This is a genomic window from Achromobacter sp. HZ34 (genome assembly GCF_002209485.1).
GTDB lineage: Bacteria > Pseudomonadota > Gammaproteobacteria > Burkholderiales > Burkholderiaceae_B > Bordetella_C.
Window position 1 is genome coordinate 485,237 of sequence record NZ_NJIX01000005.1, and the last position, 20,392, is coordinate 505,628.

The window sequence follows — 20,392 nt, forward strand, 5'->3', positions numbered from 1 at the left end:
CATGCAACGGTGGCGCCGCTTCGCGTACTTGCTGCTGCTGGCGATTCCCGTCGTCTTCGGCATCCTGGTGCTCAACTTCTTCCTGATCCACCTGGCGCCCGGCGACCCCGCCTCGGTGCTGGCGGGTGAAGGCGGCGCGGCCACGCCCGAATACATGGCGGCGCTGCGCATCAAGTTCGGCCTTGACCGGTCGCTCATGGAGCAGTTCCTGACCTATATCGGCAATGCCGTGCACCTGGACCTGGGTTATTCCTTCCGTAACGACGCACCGGTTTCGCAGTTGATATTCGATCGGCTCGGGCCCACCCTGTTGCTGATGGGAACCGCCTTCGTCGTCGCGCTGACAGGCGGCATCACCTTGGGCATGCTTGCCGCCGCCGCGCGTAACAAGCTGCGCGATGCCGTGATTTCCTTCCTCAGCCTGCTTTGCTACGCCACGCCGGGCTTCTGGCTGGGATTGATGCTGATCGTGGTGTTCGCCATCAACCTGGGCTGGCTGCCCACCAGCGGCCTGGAGGATATCGGTGCATTCAATGAAGGCTGGGACCGGGTGTGGGACATCGGACGGCATCTCATCCTGCCCGCTGCAACGCTCGCGGTGTTCTACCTGGCACTCTATGCCAGGCTGATGCGGGCCTCCATGCTGGAACAGACGGGGATGGACTACGTGGTGACCGCCCGTGCCAAGGGCCTGTCCGAACGCGGCATCGTCTACGGCCACATCATGCGCAATGCCATGCTGCCGGTCGTGACCATGGCGGGCCTGCAGGCGGGCAACCTGATAGGCGGCTCCGTGGTGGTGGAAACCGTGTTCGGTTGGCCGGGCATCGGCACGTTGGCGTTCAACGCGCTGCAGTCGCGCGACCTCAATCTGCTGCTGGGCATCTTCTTCGTATCCGCCTGCCTGGTGGTGGTCATCAATCTGCTGACCGATCTCATGTACATCACGCTGGACCCCAGGATACAGATCCGATGAGAGCGAAACTGAAGCTGTTTGCCAGGAACCGGATGGCCGTCTTCGGCGCCATCGTTTTTCTCTTCATGCTGTTCCTGACCATCGCGTCGGCGCTGCTCTATCCCAAGGGCGCATTCGGCCTGTCCGGGCCGCCGCTGCAGCCGCCGGGCGATGCCTTCCTGCTGGGCACCGACAGCCTTGGCCGCGACGTCGCCGCCGGCGTCGCCTACGGCGCGCGGGCCTCCCTGATGATAGGCGTGCTGGCGGCGCTATCCGCGGTGGTGATCGGTGCGCTGGTCGGCGCGTTCGCTGGCTACTGCCGCGGCAATGTCGATGTGGCGCTGATGCGCGTCACGGAATTCTTCCAGACCATCCCGGCTTTCCTGCTGGCGATGCTGCTGGTGGTGATCCTGTCGCCGTCCGTCTTCAGCGTCATCGTGGCGATCGCGGCGGTCTCATGGCCCGGCATCGCCCGGCTTGTACGGGGCGAATTCGTCGCGCTGGGCGGACGTGAGTTCGTGTTGGCGAGTACCAGCCTGGGCGCCAGCGCCAGCCGCATCATCTTTCGCCATCTGCTGCCGAACTGCCTGTCGCCCATCATCGCCGTCGGCTCACTCCTGGTCGCGAACGCCATCCTGCTCGAATCCGGCCTTTCGTTCCTGGGCCTGGGCGATCCCAACGTGATGAGCTGGGGCCTGTTGATCAGCGCGGGCCGGACGTCGCTGCGCACTGCCTGGTGGGTTTGTACCTTCCCCGGCATCGCGCTGCTGCTGACGGTGCTGGCCATCAACCTGGTGGGCGACGGCCTGAACGAAGCATTCAACCCGAGGTTGCGCGATCGATGAGCAATGTTCTCGTATCCATCGAGGGACTGACCATCGGCCTGCCCAAGGGCGCCGATCGGGCCAGTGCCGTGCAGGACGTCAACCTGACGCTGCATGCCGGCCAGGTCACCTGCCTGGTCGGCGAGTCCGGCTCCGGCAAATCCATGGTCGCGCGTGCGATCATGGGCCTGCTGCCCGCGCCGCGGGTAGCGGTGACCGCGGGCAGCATCGCCTTCGACGGCAAGGACCTGACCAAGCTGTCGTCCAAGGCGTTCGCCAGGGTCCGCGGCGCCAGTATCGGCATGATCTTCCAGGAGCCGATGACGGCGCTGAATCCGCTGCATACGATAGGCCGCCAGATTGCCGAGGTCTTGAAGCTGCATACGGACATGTCGCGCGGCCAGCGCAAGGCACGCGTGGTGGAACTGCTGGCGGACGTGCACATGCCCGATCCGCCACGGATAGCCGCTTCCTACCCGCATGAACTGTCCGGCGGGCAGCGCCAGCGCGCCATGATCGCGATGGCCCTGGCGCTGCGTCCTCAATTGCTGATCGCGGACGAGCCGACCACCGCGCTGGACGTCACCACGCAGGCGCAGATACTGAAGCTGATCCACGATCTGCAGCGGGAACGCGGAACCGCGGTACTGTTCATCACGCACGACTTCGGCGTGGTGGCCGACATCGCGGACCACGTCGCCGTCCTGCAGAAAGGTACGCTGGTGGAAACCGGCCCGCGCGACCAGGTCCTCAACGATCCGCGCCATCCCTACACCAAGGCGCTCCTGAGCGCGGTGCCGCGCCTGGCCGTACCGGATCGGCCGGCGACGCCACCAGGACGGCTCATACTCGAAGCCAACGCCGCCTACAAGGCCTATGCCGCAAGGGGCGTCTTCGGTCGCGGCCGCCCCACCGTCGCCCTGAACGAGGTCAATTTCCAGCTACGCCATGGCGAGACCCTGGGACTGGTCGGCGAGTCGGGCTCGGGCAAATCGACGCTGGCGCGCGCCGTCACCCGGCTGCTCACCCTGGATCGGGGCGACATCATCCTCGACGGCGAAGGCATCACGCAGCTGACGCGCAAGGAGCTGCAGCCCTACCGCAAGCGTATCCAGATGATCTTCCAGGATCCCTACGCGTCGCTCAATCCGCAGTTGCGCATCGCCGATATCGTGGCGGAGGGGCCGATCATCCATGGCATGCCGGCCGTGCAGGCCGACCGCAAGGCCCGCGAACTGCTCGAACTGGTGGGCCTGGGCGCCAAGGCGGGCGACCGTTATCCCCATGAGTTCTCCGGCGGCCAACGCCAGCGCGTCGGCATCGCCCGCGCACTGGCGCTGGATCCGCAGATCCTGGTGGCGGACGAGCCGGTGTCCGCGCTGGATGTGTCGGTACAGGAACAGGTGCTGGCGCTGCTGGCCCGGATCAAGGCACAGCTGGGCCTCAGCATGCTGTTCGTGACGCACGATCTGCGCGTGGCGCTGCAGATCTGCGACCGGATCGCCGTCATGCGACAAGGCAGCATCGTCGAGATCGGCGACACCGCGGACATCTTCGCGGCGCCCGCGCATGAATACACCCGTGCGTTGTTCGACGCGGTTCCCGGCGCCCAGTGGAGCCGCGACACGGCTGCCCGGGCCGCACTGTCCACGCAACACCAACCGCTTCCAATCAACGAACGGCTGCAGGCAAACGCCGGCTAAGCGCCTCCATACGGATGAATCATGTACCCAAGCAATGACGGCTTCCTGCCAGGGCCCCGCGTCCAAATCGCAGGGACGCCCGCGCGCCCGCTCTCGGACCTGACCTTCGCGGTAAAGGACCTGATCGATATCGCCGGCGTGCCGACCGGCTGCGGCAATCCTGACTGGGAACGCACGCATGCCGTGCCCACCTCGCATGCGTGGGGCGTCGCCAGGCTGCTTGAAGCGGGCGCCTCGGTGGCCGGGAAGACCATCACCTGCGAGATCTCACTGGGCATCCTGGGTTTCAATGCCTTCTTCGGCACGCCGGTCAATCCGCGCGCGCCAGGCTGCCTGCCGGGAGGATCGTCCAGCGGGTCCGCCAGTGCAGTAGCTGCCGGGCTGTGCGACGTCGCCCTGGGCACGGACTCGGGCGGTTCCGTGCGTGTCCCGTCCAGCCTGTGCGGGCTGTACGGCATGCGGCCCACGCACGGCAGGCTGCCGTTCGACGGCATCTGCCAACAGGCGCCGACCTTCGATACGCTAGGCTGGTTCGCCCGTGATGCCCATACCTTCTCCCGCGTGGCCGAAGTGCTGCTCGGTGAGCCGATTGTCGCGCCGGAGCACGCGCCCGTGCTGGTTGCCACCGACGCTTTTGCATTGGCGGATCCCGGCGTCCGTGCCGCGCTGGATCCCGCTATCGCCGCGCTGCGCGCCCTGCTCCATAGCGACGTCCCCGACATGGCCTTGGGCGCGCCGGGGGAAATGGAAGTCTGGGGCCAGCAGCGGGCACTGCTGCAACGCGCCGAAAGCTGGAAGACATTTTCGGGTTGGGTCAACACCCACAACCCCAGTTTCGCCTTCAACGTCGCACGCAATATGGCCACCGGCGCCAGCATCACGCCCGCCCAGGTGGCCTTGGGCAATTCGGTACGCCAGCGGGTCATCGAACGTGCGCGCACGTTGCTGGAGAACGGGGCCCTCCTGTGCATTCCGACCACGCCCTTTCCGGCGCCTTCCACCGACAGTACCCTGGCGCAGCTGGACGAGTATTCCGCGCGCATAGGCTTGCTGTGCTCCTTTGCCGGCATGGCGGGCCTGCCGCAGATGAACCTGCCGCTGGGATCGGTGGACGGCAAGCCGGTGGGGCTGTCCATCATTGCCTGGCGTGGGGCGGACGCGAAGCTCGCGGGCATTGCCCGCGCGCTGGCGCAAGCGGGTTCGTGACGCCGCCGCGTCGTTGCCGTTTTCCTTTTCCCTTGATGCTCCTTCCTGTGAGGCCAGTATGACCAGCGGTCCCGAAATCAACATCCCCTCCGTCGTTGCCGAGGTCCGGGCGGCTTTCGATCGTTATGAGCGAGGCCTGGAAGACAACGAGGTGGCCGTGCTCGACGACACCTTCTGGAACCATGCGTTGACGCAGCGTTTCGGCGTGGCGGAGAACCTGTACGGCCATGCGGAAATCGCCGCGTTCCGCGCATCGCGCACGCCGGCGCTGAAAGACGCACGGGCCCGGCGCCTGGAGCGCACCATCGTCACCACCTTCGGCACGGACTTTGCCGTGGCGAATACCGAATACGTGCTGCTGCGCAACGGCAAGCGCGGCCGCCAGAGCCAGGCCTGGGCCAGGTTCCCGGAAGGCTGGAAGGTCGTCGCCGCGCATGTGAGCATCATGCCCGACGCGGCACCGGCGACGGCCTGAACGCGCGCAAGCGCCCCTTGAGCCGCGCGGGCGGCCCTTCCTGGCCGCGGTCAGCCAGATCGCATCGCGGTCAGCTTACGGACGCGCCCGAGATGCGCACGGCCTCGCCCCAGCGGCTGATCTCGCGATTCAGCCTGTCGGCGGCCTCTTGCGGGCTGCCGCCCATCATGACCAGGCCTTGATTGGCGAAGGTTTCCCGAAACCGCGGGTCATGGACGATTTCGTTCATGACCTTGTTCAGTTGGGCGACGATGGGTTTGGGCGTCGCGGCCGGCGCCATGACGGCGAACCAGGTGTTGGCCTCATATCCCTTGATGCCCAATTCCTGCAGGGTGGGGATGTTCGGCACCAGCGGCAGGCGGGTCGCCCCCGTCTGCGCCAGCGCCACCAGATTGCCGGCATTGATCTGCGGCAGCGTCGACAGCGGCGTGTCGACCACGACGTCCACCTGTCCCCCCAGCAGCGCGGTGACGGCCGGCGCCGAGCCCTGGAAGGGGATATGGGTCATCTTGGCCCCGACCGCGTTCTCGAACATCACTGTCGCTAGATGCGGCGTGCCGCCGACGCCCGAACTGCCGTAGGTCAGCGTCTTCTGCTTGGCCCGCGCCACCAGCTCGGCCAGGGTCTTGATATTGGCGCTCTTGTTGACGGTGACCAGCATGGGCGAACTGGCGATGTCGCACACGCTCACCAGCGAAGTCTTGGTGTCATACGGCAGGCTCTTCATCAGCGTGGCGTTGATGGCATAAGGCGGCGCAATCCACAGCAAGGTATAGCCATCCGGTGGACTGTTCGCGACGAAGCCCGACGCGATGACGGTGCCGCCGCCCGGCTTGTTCACGATGACGATGGACTGCCCCAGGCGCTTGCCCATCTCACTTGCCAGGCCGCGCGCCAGGTTGTCCGACGCGCCGCCCGGCGGGAACGGCACGATCATGCGGATGGGCTTGTCGGGGTAGGCTTCGGCCGCGCTGCTGCTCGCGAACGGCAGCAGCACGGAGAAAAGCAAGGCGCAGGTTTGCGCCAGCAGGCGCGGGAAGGTCTTCATGAGAGGTCTCCTCGGTGGGTGTAATGTCGACGCCTCGTTGTCAGGGCATCGATCCTTTCTTCGGTGCGATGGCATCGCGGGGGCATATTGCGTGCACCGTGCTACGTGCTACGTTGTATTCGTGGCGCGCGGCGCACTGCGCGAGCCGCGCGGCCTCGGCATCATTTGCCCGTATAACGAGGCTTGCGCTTCTCCAGGAACGCGGCCACGCCCTCCTTCTTGTCCGCGCTCATATCGATGGCGCGCAGGGCATGGGCGGTGCGGGCGGCTTGCTCGGCAGGGCTCAACGTGACGATTTCATGGTTCACGAAGCGCTTGAGCGTGGCCAGTACCATGGGCGCGAACCCGGCCAATTCCTCGGCCATGGCGATGGCGGCCTCCAGATGCTTGCCGGCGGGAACCACATCGTTGACCAGGCCCACGTCATAGGCCCGCTGCGCGCTGAGCGGCCGGCCCAGCAACATCACTTCCATCGCCACCTTGTGCGGGATGCGCGCCGCCAGGCCCGCGATCATCCCGCCGGTCAGGCCCAGCTTGGCTTCCGGATAGAGAAACTGGGTGGTCTCGGATGCCACCGCCAGGTCCGCCAGCATGGAGATGACCATCGCACCGCCCACGCACCAACCGGACAGGGCGACGATGATGGGCTTGTCGGTCTGGATGCCTACATTGGGCACCACGCGCCAGAACTCGGGCATGTCGCTGACATCGGCGCCGCCGCAAAAGGCCGCGTCGCCGCGTCCGGTCAGCACCACGACACGTTGCTCCGACTGGTCGAAGCGCTCGAAGGCGTCCTGCAATTCGACGGCCATGGCGGCGTTGATGGCGTTTCTTTTCTCCGGCCGGTCCAGCGTGATGACGGTCACGCCTGATGCGCGGTTCTCGACTTGAATGTGCGGCATAGCTCCTCCTGGTCTCGGGGATGATGCGTTGCTGGTGATGGATACTCCAGGCCGCGGCGACCACGCCTAGGCCATTCGGGGTGGCTGCTGCCCCGCGTGCAAGGTCAGGGGTCAGGCAACGCGCAAGCGTCCGTCCACGGCCCAGCAACCGGTCCGCCCGACGATGAGCGGATTCATATCGCATTCGAATTCGCGCGCGCCCAGGTCATGCGCCAGCCAGCTCACACGCACGATGGTGTCGACAACCGCATCCACCGCCAGCGACGTCCCGCGATAGCCTTCCAGGACAGGCCAGATGGCCAGCCCTCGCAGCAGGTTGCGGATGTGGTCGGGATGCGCCGGTGCACGCGCAATCGCCATGTCCCGCAGCAGTTCGACCAGGACACCGCCAGCGCCGAACACCACCATGGGCCCGAACTGGGCGTCGCGCCGGGCGCCGACGATCAGCTCCAGTTCTCCGCGCACCATGGCCTGCACCGACACGCCCAGAATGCGTGCGCCCGCGACGACCTGGCCGGCGCGCGCGACCAGGGTCTCGTATTTCTCGCGCACCGCGGCGGCGTCGGGCACGTTCACCGCCACGCCACCCGCCTCCGTCTTGTGGACGATGTCGGGCGATATCACCTTCATCACCACCGGATAGCCGATGCGGTCGGCAATCTCGACCGCATGGCGGGCATCCGTCGCGGTCTCTGCCTGATTGACGGGGATGCCATACGCCGCGAAGCAGGCCTTGCTGTGCGCCTCGTCATGTTCCCCAGGCGCAAGATCGGCCATCGGTCCGGCCCCCTGCGGCCGGGCGCCGCCGTCAGGCACCGCACGCCGTAGCGACAGTTCGCGCCACGTCTCCCATACAAGGACGGCTTCGCTGATGTGGTCGGTGTAGGCCAAGCCGCGCTGCGCCAGCAGGTCGCGCAGACCATCGCTGGCGCGCCCGGCCTCCAGCGTGAAGAGGACAGGTTTGCCTTGTTTTTCGGCGCGATCCGGTTGGGCCAGCGCGAATTCCCGCAACCATGCCGGCGGCGCCATCGCCACCGGGATCATCACCCCATCGGTCTGGCCATCCTGCTCGAAGGCATCGAAGCTGGCCCGTATCGCGGTCGCGGCGTCAGCCGTGTTGCGCGAGCCGAAATCGACGGGATTGTTGGCCTGGCCCTCCGGATAGTGGGCGAGCAGGCGCTTGCGCGTTTCAGCAGAGAACTCGGCCAGCTTCACGCCACGCTCGGCCAGGGCGTCGGAGGCCAGGGCGCCACCGCCACCGGACGGCGTCAGTATCGCCAGCCTGTCCACCCGGCGTTCGCCGTAGCGCGCCAGCATCGTGGCCAGCGTCACCATGGCCGCGACGTCGCTCATCAAGGTGATGCCCACTTCCTTGCACACCGCGGCAAACGCGGCATAGTCGCCGGCGATGCTGGCCGTATGCGAGAACGCCGCCCGGCTGCCCGCATCGGTACGGCCCGCCTTCACAGCCAGCCAGGGCTTGCCGGACGCGCGCACCGTGTGCGCCGCCCGCAACAGCTTGGCCGCGTCCTTGATGCCCTCGATATAGGTGCATATGACCTGCGTGTCCGGGTCATGCGCCAGGAACTCGACGAAATCGCAAAGGTCCAGGTCGGCCTGGTTGCCCACGGACACCCCGTGGCTGAAGCCCGTCCCGTGGGCCCAGGCCCGGTCGAAGAAGGTCGTCATCAAGGCCCCGCTCTGGCTGATGAAGCCGATCGGCTGGCGCGGCAACGCTTCGATCTCCAGCACCGGCGAGGAACACAGAGCAAGACGGTTGACCGCGCTGATGATGCCCAGGCAGTTGGGTCCGATGAGCCGCATCCCATGCGCGCGGGCGACCTCGACGATTTCATCTTCGAGTTGCCTGCCTGCGTCGCCCGCATCGGAGAAGCCCGCGGTGATGATGACGCCGCAGCCCACGCCCATCCGCGCGGCCGTCTCCACCTGCGCCTTGATGGCGGATTGCGGAATGGTCATCACGACCATGTCGGGAGTGCGGGGCAAGGCGGCAAGTTCAGGCCACGTCCGCAGGCCGAAGAGCCGATCGCGGCCTGGATTCACGGGAAGGATCTCGCCAGCATAGCGATGCCGCATCAGCATGCGCAGCAATCGTCCACCGAACTTGCCCTGGTCCTCTGAAGCGCCGACCACCGCTACGGACGATGGCCGTAGCAACTCCGCCAGCGGACGTGCGCCCGCCACTGCGTGACTGTCGTTCACCTTGTCTCCTCCTGCGGGCTTTGCCCTTGTGTGGCCCCTGACTGCAGGCCTGTCTCATCGATTTATTGTTGTTCTATATATTGGAACGATAGATTAGGATATGAGACAGACTATCCAAGCGTACCGGGTGTGTCAATAGTACGTATTGACACCCCGCTCGCCTTGCCCCTATCCTGGAATCCAATATTCATACATGCGTTCCATTATTTGGAACTAAAAAATCCCACGACCGTTGCAGCCATATCCGCAACCGCACCCACCACCACATGCACATCGCCACCGACATGGATTCCGCGCCCCAGACAGACCTGTCATCCACCGACATGACACGCCGGCTCGCCCGTCAGGCCCTCGCCTTCGACGACCGCGCGGTTCCCGCGGATGTGGAGGAAATCGCCCGTCACTGCCTGCTCGATTGGTTCAGCGTTTCCCTGGCCGCTTGGGACAGCCCCCAACTGCGGGCGCTGCAGGCCTGGGTCGGGCTGGAGCCCGCGCCGGGCGTGGCGACCTTGCTCGGGTCGGGGCAGCGCGTGGCGGCATCGCAAGCCGCGCTCATCAACGGCACCGCCTCGCATCTGCTCGATTTCGACGATGCGCACCTGCCCTCGCGCGTGCATCCCTCCGCGCCGCTGTGGCCGGCCATCCTGGCCATGGCCCAGACCCACGGCGGCTCGGGCGCACAGGCACTGGCTGCGTTCGCCGCCGGTGTCCAGGTGCAGAGCCGGCTGGGGGCCGTGATGGGCAACAGCCACTATCGGGACGGCTGGCACAACACCGCGACGCTAGGTACTTTCGGGGCCACCGCCGCCGCCGGGCGCCTGCTGGGGCTGGATGAAGATGCGCTTTGCCGCGCCTTCGGATTCGCGGCGACGTTGTCAGCCGGAATGCGCAGTGTCTTCGGCTCGCCGGCCAAACCCTTGCACGCCGGCCGCGCCGCGGCCACCGGCATGATGGCCGCGGGTCTGGTGCATCGTGGCATGGAGACTTTCGGCGACATCCTGGAACGGCCGGAAGGCTACGTCCAGACTTACGCCAGCACTTTCGACCCTGCGCGGATCGACGCGCCGGCAGATCTGTGGGAGGTCCGTCGTATCGTCTTCAAGTACCACGCCTCCTGCTACGGCACCCAGGCGCCCATCGAGGCGGCCCTGGCGCTACGGGGGCGTATGGACCGCGCGGGCTGCGAGCGCATCGACGTCCATGTGGAGCCGCAGTACATGGACGTCTGCAATATCGCCCGGCCGACCACGACCTCGGAGGCGAAGTTCAGCGTTGCCCACATGGTCGCCTTGGCACTGGCCGGCCGCGACACCAGCAACGAAGAGAATCTGTCCGGCAGCGCGCTGACCGACGGCGACGTCATCGCCTGGCGTGACCTGATCCATGTGCATGGCGATCCGCAAGTCGCGCGGGCAAATGCCCGCGTCACCATCGCGGGCAGCAACGGCCGGCTGGAAAATACGCACGACGCCAGCCTGCCCCAGAGCGATCTACGGATCCAGCGGCGCCGCCTGCTGGAGAAGTCATCCCTGCTATTGAACCCGCGCTATGGTGAAAGCAGGGTTACCGAGGCGCAGGCGGGATTGCTGGCCATCGGCAGCCAGGATGCCTTGGGCGACTGGCTGCAGGATATCGTCCTGCGGATGGTTGACGACAAGTGAGGCGACCGATGGCAACGGCGATGCCAATGTCTATCGCTGTGGCCGCGGCTGTGAACGGCGGGATGCACTACGCCGGCGCCTTGCACACGCTCATTGCGGGCCGGTGTAGCCCAGCAGGCGCGAAATCTCTTCCGCCACCTTGGCCACCGGCGGCCCCCATTCCTTCATCTGGCGGGCCTTGAGCCGCTCGGTCGGGCCCGACAGGCCGACGGCGGCGACCACTTCACCCGAGGCGTCCCGTATGGCGGCCGCCACGCCGCACACCTGTTCGCGCCACTCTCCCCTATTGGTGGCATAGCCTTGGGTACGGATACGCTCCAGTTCCGTATCCAGGTCCGCGCCGCGCGTGATGCTCTTCGACGAATACGCCCGCAAGGCGGCCTTCGTCTGCGCGATACGCGTCGCGTCCGCCCAGGCCAGCTGAGCCTTGCCGGTGGCGACGCATTGGGCCGGCGCGCGGCCGCCAACGGTGGTGTAGGCGCGCACGGGCTGCGGACTGTCGATCTTAGCCAGATACAGCACGTCGATACCGTCCAGCACGGACAGATGGACCGTCTCCGAACTGTCGGCCGCCAGCCTCTCCATGAAAGGCTGCGCCACCTGGCGGATGTCCAGGCGGGAACGGACGTGCGACCCCAGTTCCCACAGCTTCATGGTCAGTTCATAACGGCCGCTGTCGCCGTTCTTGCGCGCGAAGCCCTGATGGACCAATCCCTGCAGCAGCCGGTGCACATTGCTTTTGTTGAGTTGCAGCGTCTCGGCCAACTCCGTAACGCCGCAGGCCCGGTCGCTGCGCGCCAGGGTTTCGAGCAAGGTCAGGCCTTTCAGGAATGTCTTGTCCATATATCGTGCAGCCCGCCACAGGGATGTCCAGCTTTTTTGGAAGCGGCCATTATAGGAAAAGCATTTGCCCTGGGTTGCGCCGACGGCCCGCGCTCCGCCCTTGCCTGCCGCGGCCGTTGCGGACCGTCGTTGCAGACCGCGGCCGCGAATCCTACTGGATCGCGATCTTCGCCGAATGGATGACGCCGGCCCAGCGCGCGATATCCGTCGCCAGGAACTGGGCGAACATGTCGGAAGAACCGGTGACAGGCTCGGCGCCCATGGATATCAGCTTTTCCTTGAAGGCAGGATCCGCCACGGCATGGGTTATCACTGCGTTTAGCTTGCGCACCACCTCCTTCGGCATGCCGGCCGGTCCCAGGATGCCATACCAGGCCTGTACATCCATATCCGCCACCCCCGCTTCCGCCATCGTGGGCACGTCCGGCAACAAGGCGGAGCGCCTGGCGCTGGTCACCGCCAGGGCCTTCAGTTGTTTCGACTCGATCAGCCCCTTGGCGCTGGGCACATTGATGAAGGTGTAGTCGACCTCGCCGCTCATGACCGCCGACACCGACGGTGCCGTGCCCTTGTAGGGGATATGCATGACCTTGAGGCCCGTGCGCAGATTGAACAGCTCACCGCACAGGTGTTGCGTGCTGCCCGGTCCGGAAGACGAAAAGTTGCCCGCGGTCTTGCGGCCCTTCTCCCAGGCGATCAGTTCGGCCACGGAATTGACCTTCAATCCCTCCCGCACCACCAGCACATTGGGGCTTTGCGCGAACAGCGCCACCGGCGTGAAGTCCTTGACGGGGTCGTAGTCCAGTTTGGGAAACAGGCTGATGTTCACCGCCAATGCCGATGACGACGCAAACAAGGTATAGCCGTCGGCGGGCGACCGAGCCACGAACTGCGCACCGATGTTCTGGCTGGCACCCGGCCGGTTCTCCACCACGACCGTCTGCCCCAGCCCCTGCGCCATGGGCTGCTGTACCAGCCGGGCCATGATGTCGACACCGCCACCCGGCGTATAGCCGACGATCAGCTTCAAGGGATGTTCCGGAAAGCCGGACTCCCCCGCTGCCGCCGCGCCGGCGTGCGCCGTCATCATTGCCATCGATGCCGCCGCGGCGGCGCATAGGAATTTCATGGACATTGCTGGTCTCCTCCGTCCTTCATGGCTGCTCGTGGTGTGCCTCTGGCGCCAGTTGGTTTCTGACATCGAATCGCCGTAGGGCGGGCACATTATCTGTCGTTCTACTTTGTGGAACGATCACCTATATTTTGGAATACGATAAGACAGGACGCTCCAAGCGTCAATGCAGGCCGTCCCTGCTTGACACCCTGTTCCGCCGGAACATAAGATGTCTTCACCTATATTTTCAATACTATGTTTCAAATAATAGAACGCTTACTTTCATGCCACGGCATGCAATCGACTTGAAGCAAGGAGGCAGAATGTCGACCGGGAGATTGAAGGATTTCGTGCAACAGGCCACCCACGTCATGGACACGGTGACTGGGGACGAGGCGCGTATGCAGGCCGTGCAGCCCATTTTGGGAAAGCTGATCGCCCAGGACGACTGGCTGCCCGATGCCTTTGCCCAGCCGCATCCCGAGTACTACCAGCAATACCTGCTCTACTGCGATCCCCACGAACGCTTCTGTATCGTGAGCTTCGTGTGGGGCCCCGGCCAGAAGACGCCGGTACACGATCACACGGTCTGGGGCCTGGTCGGCATGCTGCGCGGCTCGGAAACGTCACAGCGCTTCGAGCAGCGCGACGGCGCCTTGCACGCAGGCGAGACTGCCACGCTGCGGCCGGGCGAAATCGAACGCCTGCTGCCCGCGGACGGGGACATACACCAGGTGCGCAACCTGTACGACGACAAGGTCTCCATCAGCGTCCACGTCTACGGCGCCAACATCGGCAAGGTGCGCCGGCACGTGCTGGATCCCGCGACCGGAAAAAGCAAGGAGTTCATCTCCGGCTTTTCGTCCGCGGTGCTGCCGAATATCTGGAATTGATCGAAGAATCCAGACGAACAATCCAAAGGAAATGGAACAGGGAGACAGGCATGAGCTCATACGTCATCGATAGCGAACTATTCCGCGATCAATTCAGTACGCAGACGATGCGCGACATATTCAGCGACAGCAACACCGTGCAGCGCTGGCTGGACGTCGAAGCCGCGCTGGCCAAGGTGCAGGCACGGCTGTCCATCATCCCCCAGGCCGCCGCCGATGAGATCCAGCGCAAGGCCAAGGTCGAACTCATCGACCTGCCGGAGCTGAAGGCAGAGATGGATCGCACGGCGCATCCCATCGTCCCCCTGCTGCGCGCAATGAAGAAGATCTGCGACGGCGACGCCGGCGAATACATCCATTGGGGCGCCACCACCCAGGACATCATGGACACCGGCACCATCCTGCAGCTGAAGGACGCGCTGCGGGAGATAGAGACGGCCTTGCAGTCCACGCTGGACAATGCGATGAAGCTGGCAGCGCAGTATCGCGACGTCACGATGGTGGCGCGCAGCCACGGACAACAGGCCTTGCCCATCACCTTCGGCTTCAAGGCCGCGGTGTGGGCCGCGGAGATCCGGCGCAACCTTGCCCGCCTGGCGCAGATGCGCGAGCGCTTGCTGATGGGGCAGTTCTCCGGCGCGGTCGGCACGCTGGCGGCTTTGGGCGACCAGGGCATCGAAGTACAGGAAGCGTTGTTCGAGGCGTTGGGCCTGGGCACGCCGGAGATCACCTGGCACGTGTCGCGCGACAGCATGGCCGAGATGGCCTGCGTGCTGGGCATCTGCGCCAGCACCCTGGGCAAGATCGCCCACGAGATCTACAGCCTGCAAAAGACCGAGACCGCCGAACTGGAGGAGCCCTTCTCTCCCGGCAAGGTCGGCAGCAGCACCATGCCCCACAAGCGCAACCCGCCTACTTGCGAAACGGTAGTGGCGATCTCGCGCATCGTGCGCAGCACCGTACCTCTGGCCATGGAAGCCATGATGGCGGAACATGAGCGCGACAAGATCGTGCTGCAGACCGAGCGTGAGTTCATCTCACGCGTCTGCTGCATGACGCACGCCGCTGCCAGGAAGATGGCTTTCGTCCTGGAAAAGCTCAGCGTCCGTACGCAGAACATGGAAAAGAATCTGCACATACAGAATGGCCTGCTGCTGTCCGAAGCGGTCATGATGCATCTGAGCGATGCGCTGGGGCGCCAGGAAGCCCACGAGATCGTCTACCGCGTCTGCATGGACGTCTTCGAACGAGGCGGCAATCTGAAGGACGCCTTGCTGGACGATACGCAACTCAAGGGTCGTCTGAGTGCTGGCGATCTGGACCGCGTGCTGGATCCGCACGCCTATACCGGCCTGGCCGGCGTCTTTGTCGACCGGGTACTGGGCCGTAAGACAGCACAGCCGGAAGCTGCACGAGGCTGATCCTCCTCTGGGCATCCCTTCCGCGCTTCAACTTCGAGCCTCGATTCCCAGGCTCGATCCAGCGCCGGCCGGCTTGCAACGGCCGGCGCTGCAACGCGTCTATTTCTGTTCGAACTGCCCGAACGCTTCCAGCGCCCTGGCGGAATACACGTAGGCGGCGCCCGCATTCAACGCCACGGCGGTTCCCAGGGCCTCGCTGACCTCTTCGATGGTGGCGCCGGCCTTCTGCGCGGCCGCGGCGTGTGAAGAGATGCAGCCGTCGCAACGCGTGGTCACGGCTACGGCCAGCGCGATCAGCTCGCGCGTCTTGGCATCCAGGTGCTTGCCCTCGCCCAGGGCCTGGTTCAGGCCGCCGTAGGCCTTGACCACGGCCGGATTGGTTTCCGCGAAAGTCTTGGCGCCAGCGCGCAGGTTCGAGAGTTGGTCGACCCAGTTGTTCATCATGCTCGAATCTCCTTGGTGTTCGGGGTCGCCCGCGGCATTTTGGGACGACCTGGATAGATCCCATATTTGAGATTTCTAATCTCAATTTTTAGGATCCACAAATCCTACGCCTTTCAAGGATGATTGAAAACCCCGCGTTTCCTGCGGTCAGGCGCGGGGTATCGACATGCTGGCGCCGTGAAGCTACCCCGCCCCGGGCAGCGATTCGAGCGCCAGGGACTGGCTCAGGTCCGCCGCCGCCAGATCGGCGGCATCGAGCATTTCCTCGATGACGGCGTCCGTGTGGGCGAAGGAGATATACAAGCGGCCGTAGCAGGAAGGCATGACCAGCAAACCGTGCGAACGCAACGCCAGATGCAGCGCCGTGGAAAAGGTCGAATTGACGCGCCGGGCCGCATCGTTATAGTCCCGCGGCACGGCAGCGCTGGGCCACATGCTGAAGACCGTTCCGTATCCCGACGTCTCGACGGGGATGCCGTGCCGTGCGAACGTCGTCCTCAGCGCATCGCGCAAGCGATTGCCGCGCTTCTGCAGCGCCGCGTAATCCTGTCGATCCAGCGCCTCCAACGTCGACAACAGGGCCGCGCACGCAAGAGGATTACCGCTGTAGGTACCGCCACGCGCGACTTTTCCCTCGGCAAACGGCGCGAGTATGTCCGGACGCCCAACCACAGCGGCCACCGGCACGCCCGTGCCGATCGCTTTACCCACGGTCGCCATGTCCGGAGCCAAGCCCCATAGATGGCTGGTCAGCCCGGGATGAAGACGAAAGCCCATCAACACTTCATCGCAGATCAACAGCACGCCATGCCGGCGCGCCGTTGCTTGCAGCTTCTCAAGATAGCCCGGTGCCGGCAACACGCAACCCGCGTTCGCCAGCATCGGCTCGAACAGGATGGCGGCAATGTCTTGACGCGTGGAGAACAGCCGCTCCAGGTCATACCCATCGTTGAAGCGCAACAGCGTCGTGCGCCCCGTCATCGGCCTGTTGCTGTCGGGGAACAGCGCATCCTCGGTACCGACGTTACCCAGCGTGATCTCGTCGAACCAGCCATCGAAACCGCCCGCCATCTTGGCGATGACCGGCTTGCCGGTGTACGCCCGCGCCGCCCGGCATGCGAGATGAACCGCCTCGCTGCCAGAGTTGGTGAACATCACCCGACTGAGATCGCGCGTATGTGCCGCCAACGCCGAAGCCGCGGGATGCTCCCGCGTGTGCGCGAAGGAGGGTGCCGCGCCCGAGCGCAGCGCACCGCTGACCGCGGTGATGACGGGTGGTGGGCTGTGCCCCAGCAGAATCGCACCGAACCCAAGGGCGGTATCGATATAGCGTTGGCCGGCCGTGTCCCAGACATAGGGCCCCTCCGCCCGCTCGATGAACAGCTTTTGCCCATTCAGGTCCGGGAGAATTCTTGCGCTGCTCGAAACATCGCCTATGAGATTGTCCATCGTGGCCCTTACTGGCGAATGCCGTTCACCGCACGGGTGGGCTGATAGCCAATCTTGTCGACCGGATAAAACGGCCGGGCTACCGTGAAAGGCTGGTCCTGGGGGCAGTAGGCCGTCATCCCCGGGGTGTCGGCGGTGATGCATTCACCGAGCGAGGCGAAGTTCAAGGAGAAGTGATAGCCGGATCGTGCGACCAGCACATCCATTTCCTTGGCGGCAATCCCGATGTCGTTGTAGAAATTCGGATCCTGGTAGGAGAACGGCTTCACGTTCAGCACCACGTAAACGTCCTTGACCCGTACGACCACATACGGCCCCGTTGCAATCTTCAGGCCGCCGCTGGACGGCCCCTTCAACGTGACCTGCGCGTTGTCTCCCATGGCGAAGACAGTGCCGTTCAGCGCCACCGGCGGGGTTTCTTTCGAATACGTACCACCGACGGTAACGGTTACCGCATCGCCGACGCGGGCGCGTCCCAGCCGCTCCACCGCGGGTTTGTCCCGTATGGGAATCGCCACCTTCAGATCCGGATAGTCGGCCAGCACCTTGGTCAGGATGAACGTGCTGTCGCCAGGACCGCCGGCAGAGACTCGGTCACCCTGGTCACCGATGATGACGGGTGTTTTTCGATCCGGCTCCGAGGCTTTCCGCAGGCAGGATTCCAGCGATGGGTAGGTACCGATCAACTCGTCGCGCTTGTCCCACAGCATCTGGCCGAACTCATCGGCAACACCGCGAGCCAGGTCCACATCGCCGTTGGTGTACGCGACAACCGTCTGGCCCATATCCTTGATGTTCAGGAACTGCTGTACGTTGAAAATGCTGATGTCGAATAGCGCATCGTGACGCTCGCATTGCGCCACGGCGTAAGCATGCATTCCCTGCAAGGGTTCTTCGTCGGTCCGGTCGTTTCCCAAAGTCAGCATCGGAAAATGCACGCTGGCGCCGATCGGCTTGAAGCCTTCCTCGACCATGGCGCGAGCCGCTTCAAATGCCCGGCGCCCAGTGGCGGCCATGTCGGCGTGAGGATTGGTCTTGTAGGCGGTAAGAAAATCGCAAGACGCGATCGTGTGCGGCGTCACATGGGCGTGCAGGTCCAGGCCCGCCGTCATCGGCATGTCGGCGCCGACGATCTTCCGCAACCGGTGCATGAGATCTCCCTCGGGGTCATCGGTGCCAGTCGTGACCATGCCGCCATGCAAGGACATCACGATGGCGTCGTAACCGCCCTTCCTGGCGGCTTCGATGATGGGCTCACAGGCCTCCAGATAGACCTCATGGTCCACCACGCCCGACGACGACGCGCGGTAGGACACCGGCAGGATGACTTCCACGCCCAGGGCCTCGGCGGCGTCTATGATGCCACCCGTCGTCGAATTGGTGCCGCGGCATCCTGCCAGCGCGTCATCGCCGAAATCGATGCGAAATGCGTCGCGCCTGGTGATGAGCGGATTGAAGCTGTGAGATTCCTGGTGAATGCTGCCTACCAATATCTTCTTTAGTTTCATATGAGTCTCGGCTAGGGGGCTGATGTTGAGCTGATAGTGAGCGGGTGCTGGATGGAGGCGCGATGGCATCGATGCCTACCGCACCGCGGTCCTGGCGAAGGGATAGTCGCGGCCAGGTGCCGCGGCGAGCAGGCTTTGCGTGTACGCATGCCGCGGCGCGAAGAAGACATTCGATACGCTGCCCTCTTCGACGATTTCACCTTGCCTCATGACGACCACGTGGTCACAGATGCGGCTGGCGACACGAAGGTCATGGGTGATGAACAGAATGCCGATGGCCAGTCGGGATTGGATCTCGTCGAGCAATGCCAGGATTTGCGCCTGTACCGACACGTCCAATGCGGAAACCGCCTCGTCCGCGATGATGACCTTGGGCTCGCACGCCAGTGCGCGCGCGATGGCGATGCGTTGCCGCTGGCCGCCGGAGAAATCGCTGGGATAACGGTGCAGTGCATCCGGGCTCAATCGCACCAGATGCATCAGCGATTCCGCGTGGGCCCACGCATCGGCGTAGGGAACGCCGAAGTTCAATGGCCCTTCGATAATGGACGCACCGACCGTCTGGCGTGGATTGAGTGAACGGTAGGGATCCTGGAAGACCACCTGGACCTTTCGGCGAAAGCCCGATAGCGCCTTGCCACGACGGCTGGCAACGGACTGGCCGTCCGCCATGACCTCGCCGGATGTCGCCTCTATCAGCTGTGCGACACAGCGCGCCAATGTGGACTTGCCGGAACCGGACTCACCCACGATGCCGACCGTCTCTCCGGAGCGAATGGCGATCGATACGTCCTTCACGGCTGCAACGAGGCGCGGTCTGGCGGGCCATCGTCCAATGGAATACGTCTTGGATATTCGTTTGGCTTCCAGCAAGGGCGGGCCGTTCGCGACGACGCCACGCGACGATTGCGCCAAGTCCGGAATGGCGTCTATCAGCATCCGCGTGTAGGGCGCTTCAGGCGCCTGCAGGATCTTGTCCCTGGGGCCCGCCTCGATCAACGCACCAAGCTGCAACACGACCACATCGTCAGCAATGTCGGCAACCACGCCGAAATCGTGCGTAATGAACAGAACGGAGGTGCCGTTCTCCGTCTGCAGCTCCAGGATCAACTTCAGGATCTCGGCCTGCGTGGTCACGTCAAGCGCGGTAGTCGGTTCATCGCATATCAGCAAGGCTGGCTTCAGGATCAGGGCCATCGCAATGACGATGCGCTGCCGTTGTCCTCCGGAAAGCTGATGCGGATATGAGCGGTAGACCCGTTCCGGATCCGGCAGGCGCACTTTTTCGAATATCTCCAGGATCGCGGCGCGCCTGTTCGAGGGCGACATGCGCTTGTGCTCGCGCAGCATCTCGTCGACTTGTTCACCGCAGGTCATCACGGGATTCAGCGCCGTCATCGGCTCCTGGAAGACCATTGCAACGGTCGGGCCGCGCAGCTGCCGTAGCCGGGCCGTGCCGGCGCCGACGATATCCTCGCCCAGCAACGTTATCGAGCCGCTGGAAACATGCAAACCCTTGGGCAACAGGCCCATGACCGCGCTTGCGATCACCGACTTCCCGGAACCGGACTCCCCTATCAGGCAGACCACTTTCCCGCGGGGCACGCGGAAATCGATGTGCGCAACCGCGTTCGCGCGATCGCCCCCCGAGGGTAAAGCGACGGTCAGGTTCCTGACGTCGAGGACGGACTGGTTTTCCGCTTGATCTTGTCGCGTACTCACC

General features: G+C 64.6%; 17 protein-coding genes. 8 read left to right on the forward strand and 9 right to left on the reverse strand.

The features are described 5' to 3' along the window. Position 1: 1 nt before the first annotated feature. Genes CEY05_RS21885 through hpxZ form a run of 5 tightly spaced genes read left to right on the forward strand, consistent with a single transcriptional unit; the run spans position 2 to position 5,163 of the window. Positions 2 to 976 (forward strand): ABC transporter permease, encoded by a 975-nt coding sequence (locus tag CEY05_RS21885; protein ID WP_088597238.1) that lies wholly within the window; start codon positions 2 to 4, stop codon positions 974 to 976. Continuing rightward, positions 973 to 1,800, forward strand: a complete 828-nt coding sequence (locus CEY05_RS21890) for an ABC transporter permease (RefSeq protein ID WP_088597237.1) — start codon at positions 973 to 975, stop codon at positions 1,798 to 1,800. Before CEY05_RS21885 ends, CEY05_RS21890 begins: the two co-directional genes overlap by 4 nt. Next, on the forward strand, positions 1,797 to 3,482 hold the full coding sequence (locus CEY05_RS21895; RefSeq protein ID WP_088597236.1) for an ABC transporter ATP-binding protein: 1,686 nt from the start codon (positions 1,797 to 1,799) through the stop codon (positions 3,480 to 3,482). The genes CEY05_RS21890 and CEY05_RS21895 overlap by 4 nt, the downstream gene beginning before the upstream one ends. Before the next feature lie 21 nt (positions 3,483 to 3,503). Then, the gene (locus CEY05_RS21900; protein WP_088597235.1) at positions 3,504 to 4,688 is read left to right on the forward strand and encodes an amidase; all 1,185 of its coding nucleotides are present in this window, start codon (positions 3,504 to 3,506) and stop codon (positions 4,686 to 4,688) included. A 58-nt stretch (positions 4,689 to 4,746) separates the two neighbouring features. Beyond that, positions 4,747 to 5,163, forward strand: coding sequence for an oxalurate catabolism protein HpxZ (gene hpxZ / locus CEY05_RS21905; RefSeq protein WP_088597234.1), 417 nt, complete (start codon positions 4,747 to 4,749; stop codon positions 5,161 to 5,163). A gap of 70 nt (positions 5,164 to 5,233) precedes the next feature. Here the strand turns inward: hpxZ and CEY05_RS21910 are convergent, their stop codons facing one another. From CEY05_RS21910 to CEY05_RS21920, 3 genes are all read right to left on the reverse strand, one after another. Next, positions 5,234 to 6,211 (reverse strand): tripartite tricarboxylate transporter substrate binding protein, encoded by a 978-nt coding sequence (locus CEY05_RS21910; RefSeq protein ID WP_158219380.1) that lies wholly within the window; start codon positions 6,209 to 6,211, stop codon positions 5,234 to 5,236. Positions 6,212 to 6,372: 161 nt separating this feature from the next. Then, a complete protein-coding gene (locus tag CEY05_RS21915; protein WP_088597232.1) occupies positions 6,373 to 7,113 on the reverse strand; it encodes an enoyl-CoA hydratase/isomerase family protein in 741 nt (246 codons plus the stop codon). A 111-nt stretch (positions 7,114 to 7,224) separates the two neighbouring features. Beyond that, entirely contained in the window at positions 7,225 to 9,336 is a 2,112-nt protein-coding gene (locus CEY05_RS21920) for an acetate--CoA ligase family protein (protein ID WP_088597231.1), read from the reverse strand. Positions 9,337 to 9,602: 266 nt separating this feature from the next. Between CEY05_RS21920 and CEY05_RS21925 the strand changes: the two genes are divergently transcribed. After that, positions 9,603 to 10,997 (forward strand): MmgE/PrpD family protein, encoded by a 1,395-nt coding sequence (locus tag CEY05_RS21925; RefSeq protein WP_088597230.1) that lies wholly within the window; start codon positions 9,603 to 9,605, stop codon positions 10,995 to 10,997. 90 nt (positions 10,998 to 11,087) lie between these two features. Here the strand turns inward: CEY05_RS21925 and CEY05_RS21930 are convergent, their stop codons facing one another. Together CEY05_RS21930 and CEY05_RS21935 are read right to left on the reverse strand one after the other, a co-directional pair. Continuing rightward, entirely contained in the window at positions 11,088 to 11,840 is a 753-nt protein-coding gene (locus CEY05_RS21930) for an IclR family transcriptional regulator (RefSeq protein WP_088597229.1), read from the reverse strand. A 151-nt stretch (positions 11,841 to 11,991) separates the two neighbouring features. Next, positions 11,992 to 12,975 (reverse strand): tripartite tricarboxylate transporter substrate binding protein, encoded by a 984-nt coding sequence (locus CEY05_RS21935; RefSeq protein WP_158219381.1) that lies wholly within the window; start codon positions 12,973 to 12,975, stop codon positions 11,992 to 11,994. A gap of 302 nt (positions 12,976 to 13,277) precedes the next feature. Here CEY05_RS21935 and CEY05_RS21940 point away from each other — a divergent pair, with 302 nt between their 5' ends. Both CEY05_RS21940 and purB read left to right on the forward strand, forming a co-directional pair. Continuing rightward, entirely contained in the window at positions 13,278 to 13,847 is a 570-nt protein-coding gene (locus CEY05_RS21940; protein ID WP_088597227.1) for a cysteine dioxygenase, read from the forward strand. Positions 13,848 to 13,897: 50 nt separating this feature from the next. Continuing rightward, positions 13,898 to 15,268 (forward strand): adenylosuccinate lyase, encoded by a 1,371-nt coding sequence (purB, locus tag CEY05_RS21945; RefSeq protein ID WP_088597226.1) that lies wholly within the window; start codon positions 13,898 to 13,900, stop codon positions 15,266 to 15,268. Between the two features lie 99 nt (positions 15,269 to 15,367). On the opposite strand, the gene CEY05_RS21950 is transcribed toward purB, so the two are convergent. The 4 genes from CEY05_RS21950 to CEY05_RS21965 form a co-directional block, all read right to left on the reverse strand. Further along, the gene (locus CEY05_RS21950; RefSeq protein WP_088597225.1) at positions 15,368 to 15,712 is read right to left on the reverse strand and encodes a carboxymuconolactone decarboxylase family protein; all 345 of its coding nucleotides are present in this window, start codon (positions 15,710 to 15,712) and stop codon (positions 15,368 to 15,370) included. 183 nt (positions 15,713 to 15,895) lie between these two features. Further along, entirely contained in the window at positions 15,896 to 17,161 is a 1,266-nt protein-coding gene (locus tag CEY05_RS21955; protein ID WP_088597224.1) for an aspartate aminotransferase family protein, read from the reverse strand. 8 nt (positions 17,162 to 17,169) lie between these two features. Beyond that, entirely contained in the window at positions 17,170 to 18,669 is a 1,500-nt protein-coding gene (locus CEY05_RS21960; RefSeq protein ID WP_088597223.1) for a M81 family metallopeptidase, read from the reverse strand. Between the two features lie 75 nt (positions 18,670 to 18,744). Next, positions 18,745 to 20,391: an ABC transporter ATP-binding protein gene (locus CEY05_RS21965; protein WP_233161649.1), complete on the reverse strand. Its 1,647-nt coding sequence runs from the start codon at positions 20,389 to 20,391 to the stop codon at positions 18,745 to 18,747. Position 20,392: the final 1 nt, after the last annotated feature.

Excerpts from the sequence above, each read along its gene's own strand:
- CEY05_RS21885 (WP_088597238.1), top strand. The coding sequence starts at position 2 with ATGCAACGGTGGCGCCGCTTCGCGTACTTGCTGCTGCTGGCGATTCCC.
- CEY05_RS21890 (WP_088597237.1), top strand. The coding sequence starts at position 973 with ATGAGAGCGAAACTGAAGCTGTTTGCCAGGAACCGGATGGCCGTCTTC.
- CEY05_RS21895 (WP_088597236.1), top strand. The coding sequence starts at position 1,797 with ATGAGCAATGTTCTCGTATCCATCGAGGGACTGACCATCGGCCTGCCC.
- CEY05_RS21900 (WP_088597235.1), top strand. The coding sequence starts at position 3,504 with ATGTACCCAAGCAATGACGGCTTCCTGCCAGGGCCCCGCGTCCAAATC.
- hpxZ (WP_088597234.1), top strand. The coding sequence starts at position 4,747 with ATGACCAGCGGTCCCGAAATCAACATCCCCTCCGTCGTTGCCGAGGTC.
- CEY05_RS21910 (WP_158219380.1), bottom strand. The coding sequence starts at position 6,211 with ATGAAGACCTTCCCGCGCCTGCTGGCGCAAACCTGCGCCTTGCTTTTC.
- CEY05_RS21915 (WP_088597232.1), bottom strand. The coding sequence starts at position 7,113 with ATGCCGCACATTCAAGTCGAGAACCGCGCATCAGGCGTGACCGTCATC.
- CEY05_RS21925 (WP_088597230.1), top strand. The coding sequence starts at position 9,603 with ATGCACATCGCCACCGACATGGATTCCGCGCCCCAGACAGACCTGTCA.
- CEY05_RS21930 (WP_088597229.1), bottom strand. The coding sequence starts at position 11,840 with ATGGACAAGACATTCCTGAAAGGCCTGACCTTGCTCGAAACCCTGGCG.
- CEY05_RS21935 (WP_158219381.1), bottom strand. The coding sequence starts at position 12,975 with ATGTCCATGAAATTCCTATGCGCCGCCGCGGCGGCATCGATGGCAATG.
- CEY05_RS21940 (WP_088597227.1), top strand. The coding sequence starts at position 13,278 with ATGTCGACCGGGAGATTGAAGGATTTCGTGCAACAGGCCACCCACGTC.
- purB (WP_088597226.1), top strand. The coding sequence starts at position 13,898 with ATGAGCTCATACGTCATCGATAGCGAACTATTCCGCGATCAATTCAGT.
- CEY05_RS21950 (WP_088597225.1), bottom strand. The coding sequence starts at position 15,712 with ATGATGAACAACTGGGTCGACCAACTCTCGAACCTGCGCGCTGGCGCC.
- CEY05_RS21955 (WP_088597224.1), bottom strand. The coding sequence starts at position 17,161 with ATGGACAATCTCATAGGCGATGTTTCGAGCAGCGCAAGAATTCTCCCG.
- CEY05_RS21960 (WP_088597223.1), bottom strand. The coding sequence starts at position 18,669 with ATGAAACTAAAGAAGATATTGGTAGGCAGCATTCACCAGGAATCTCAC.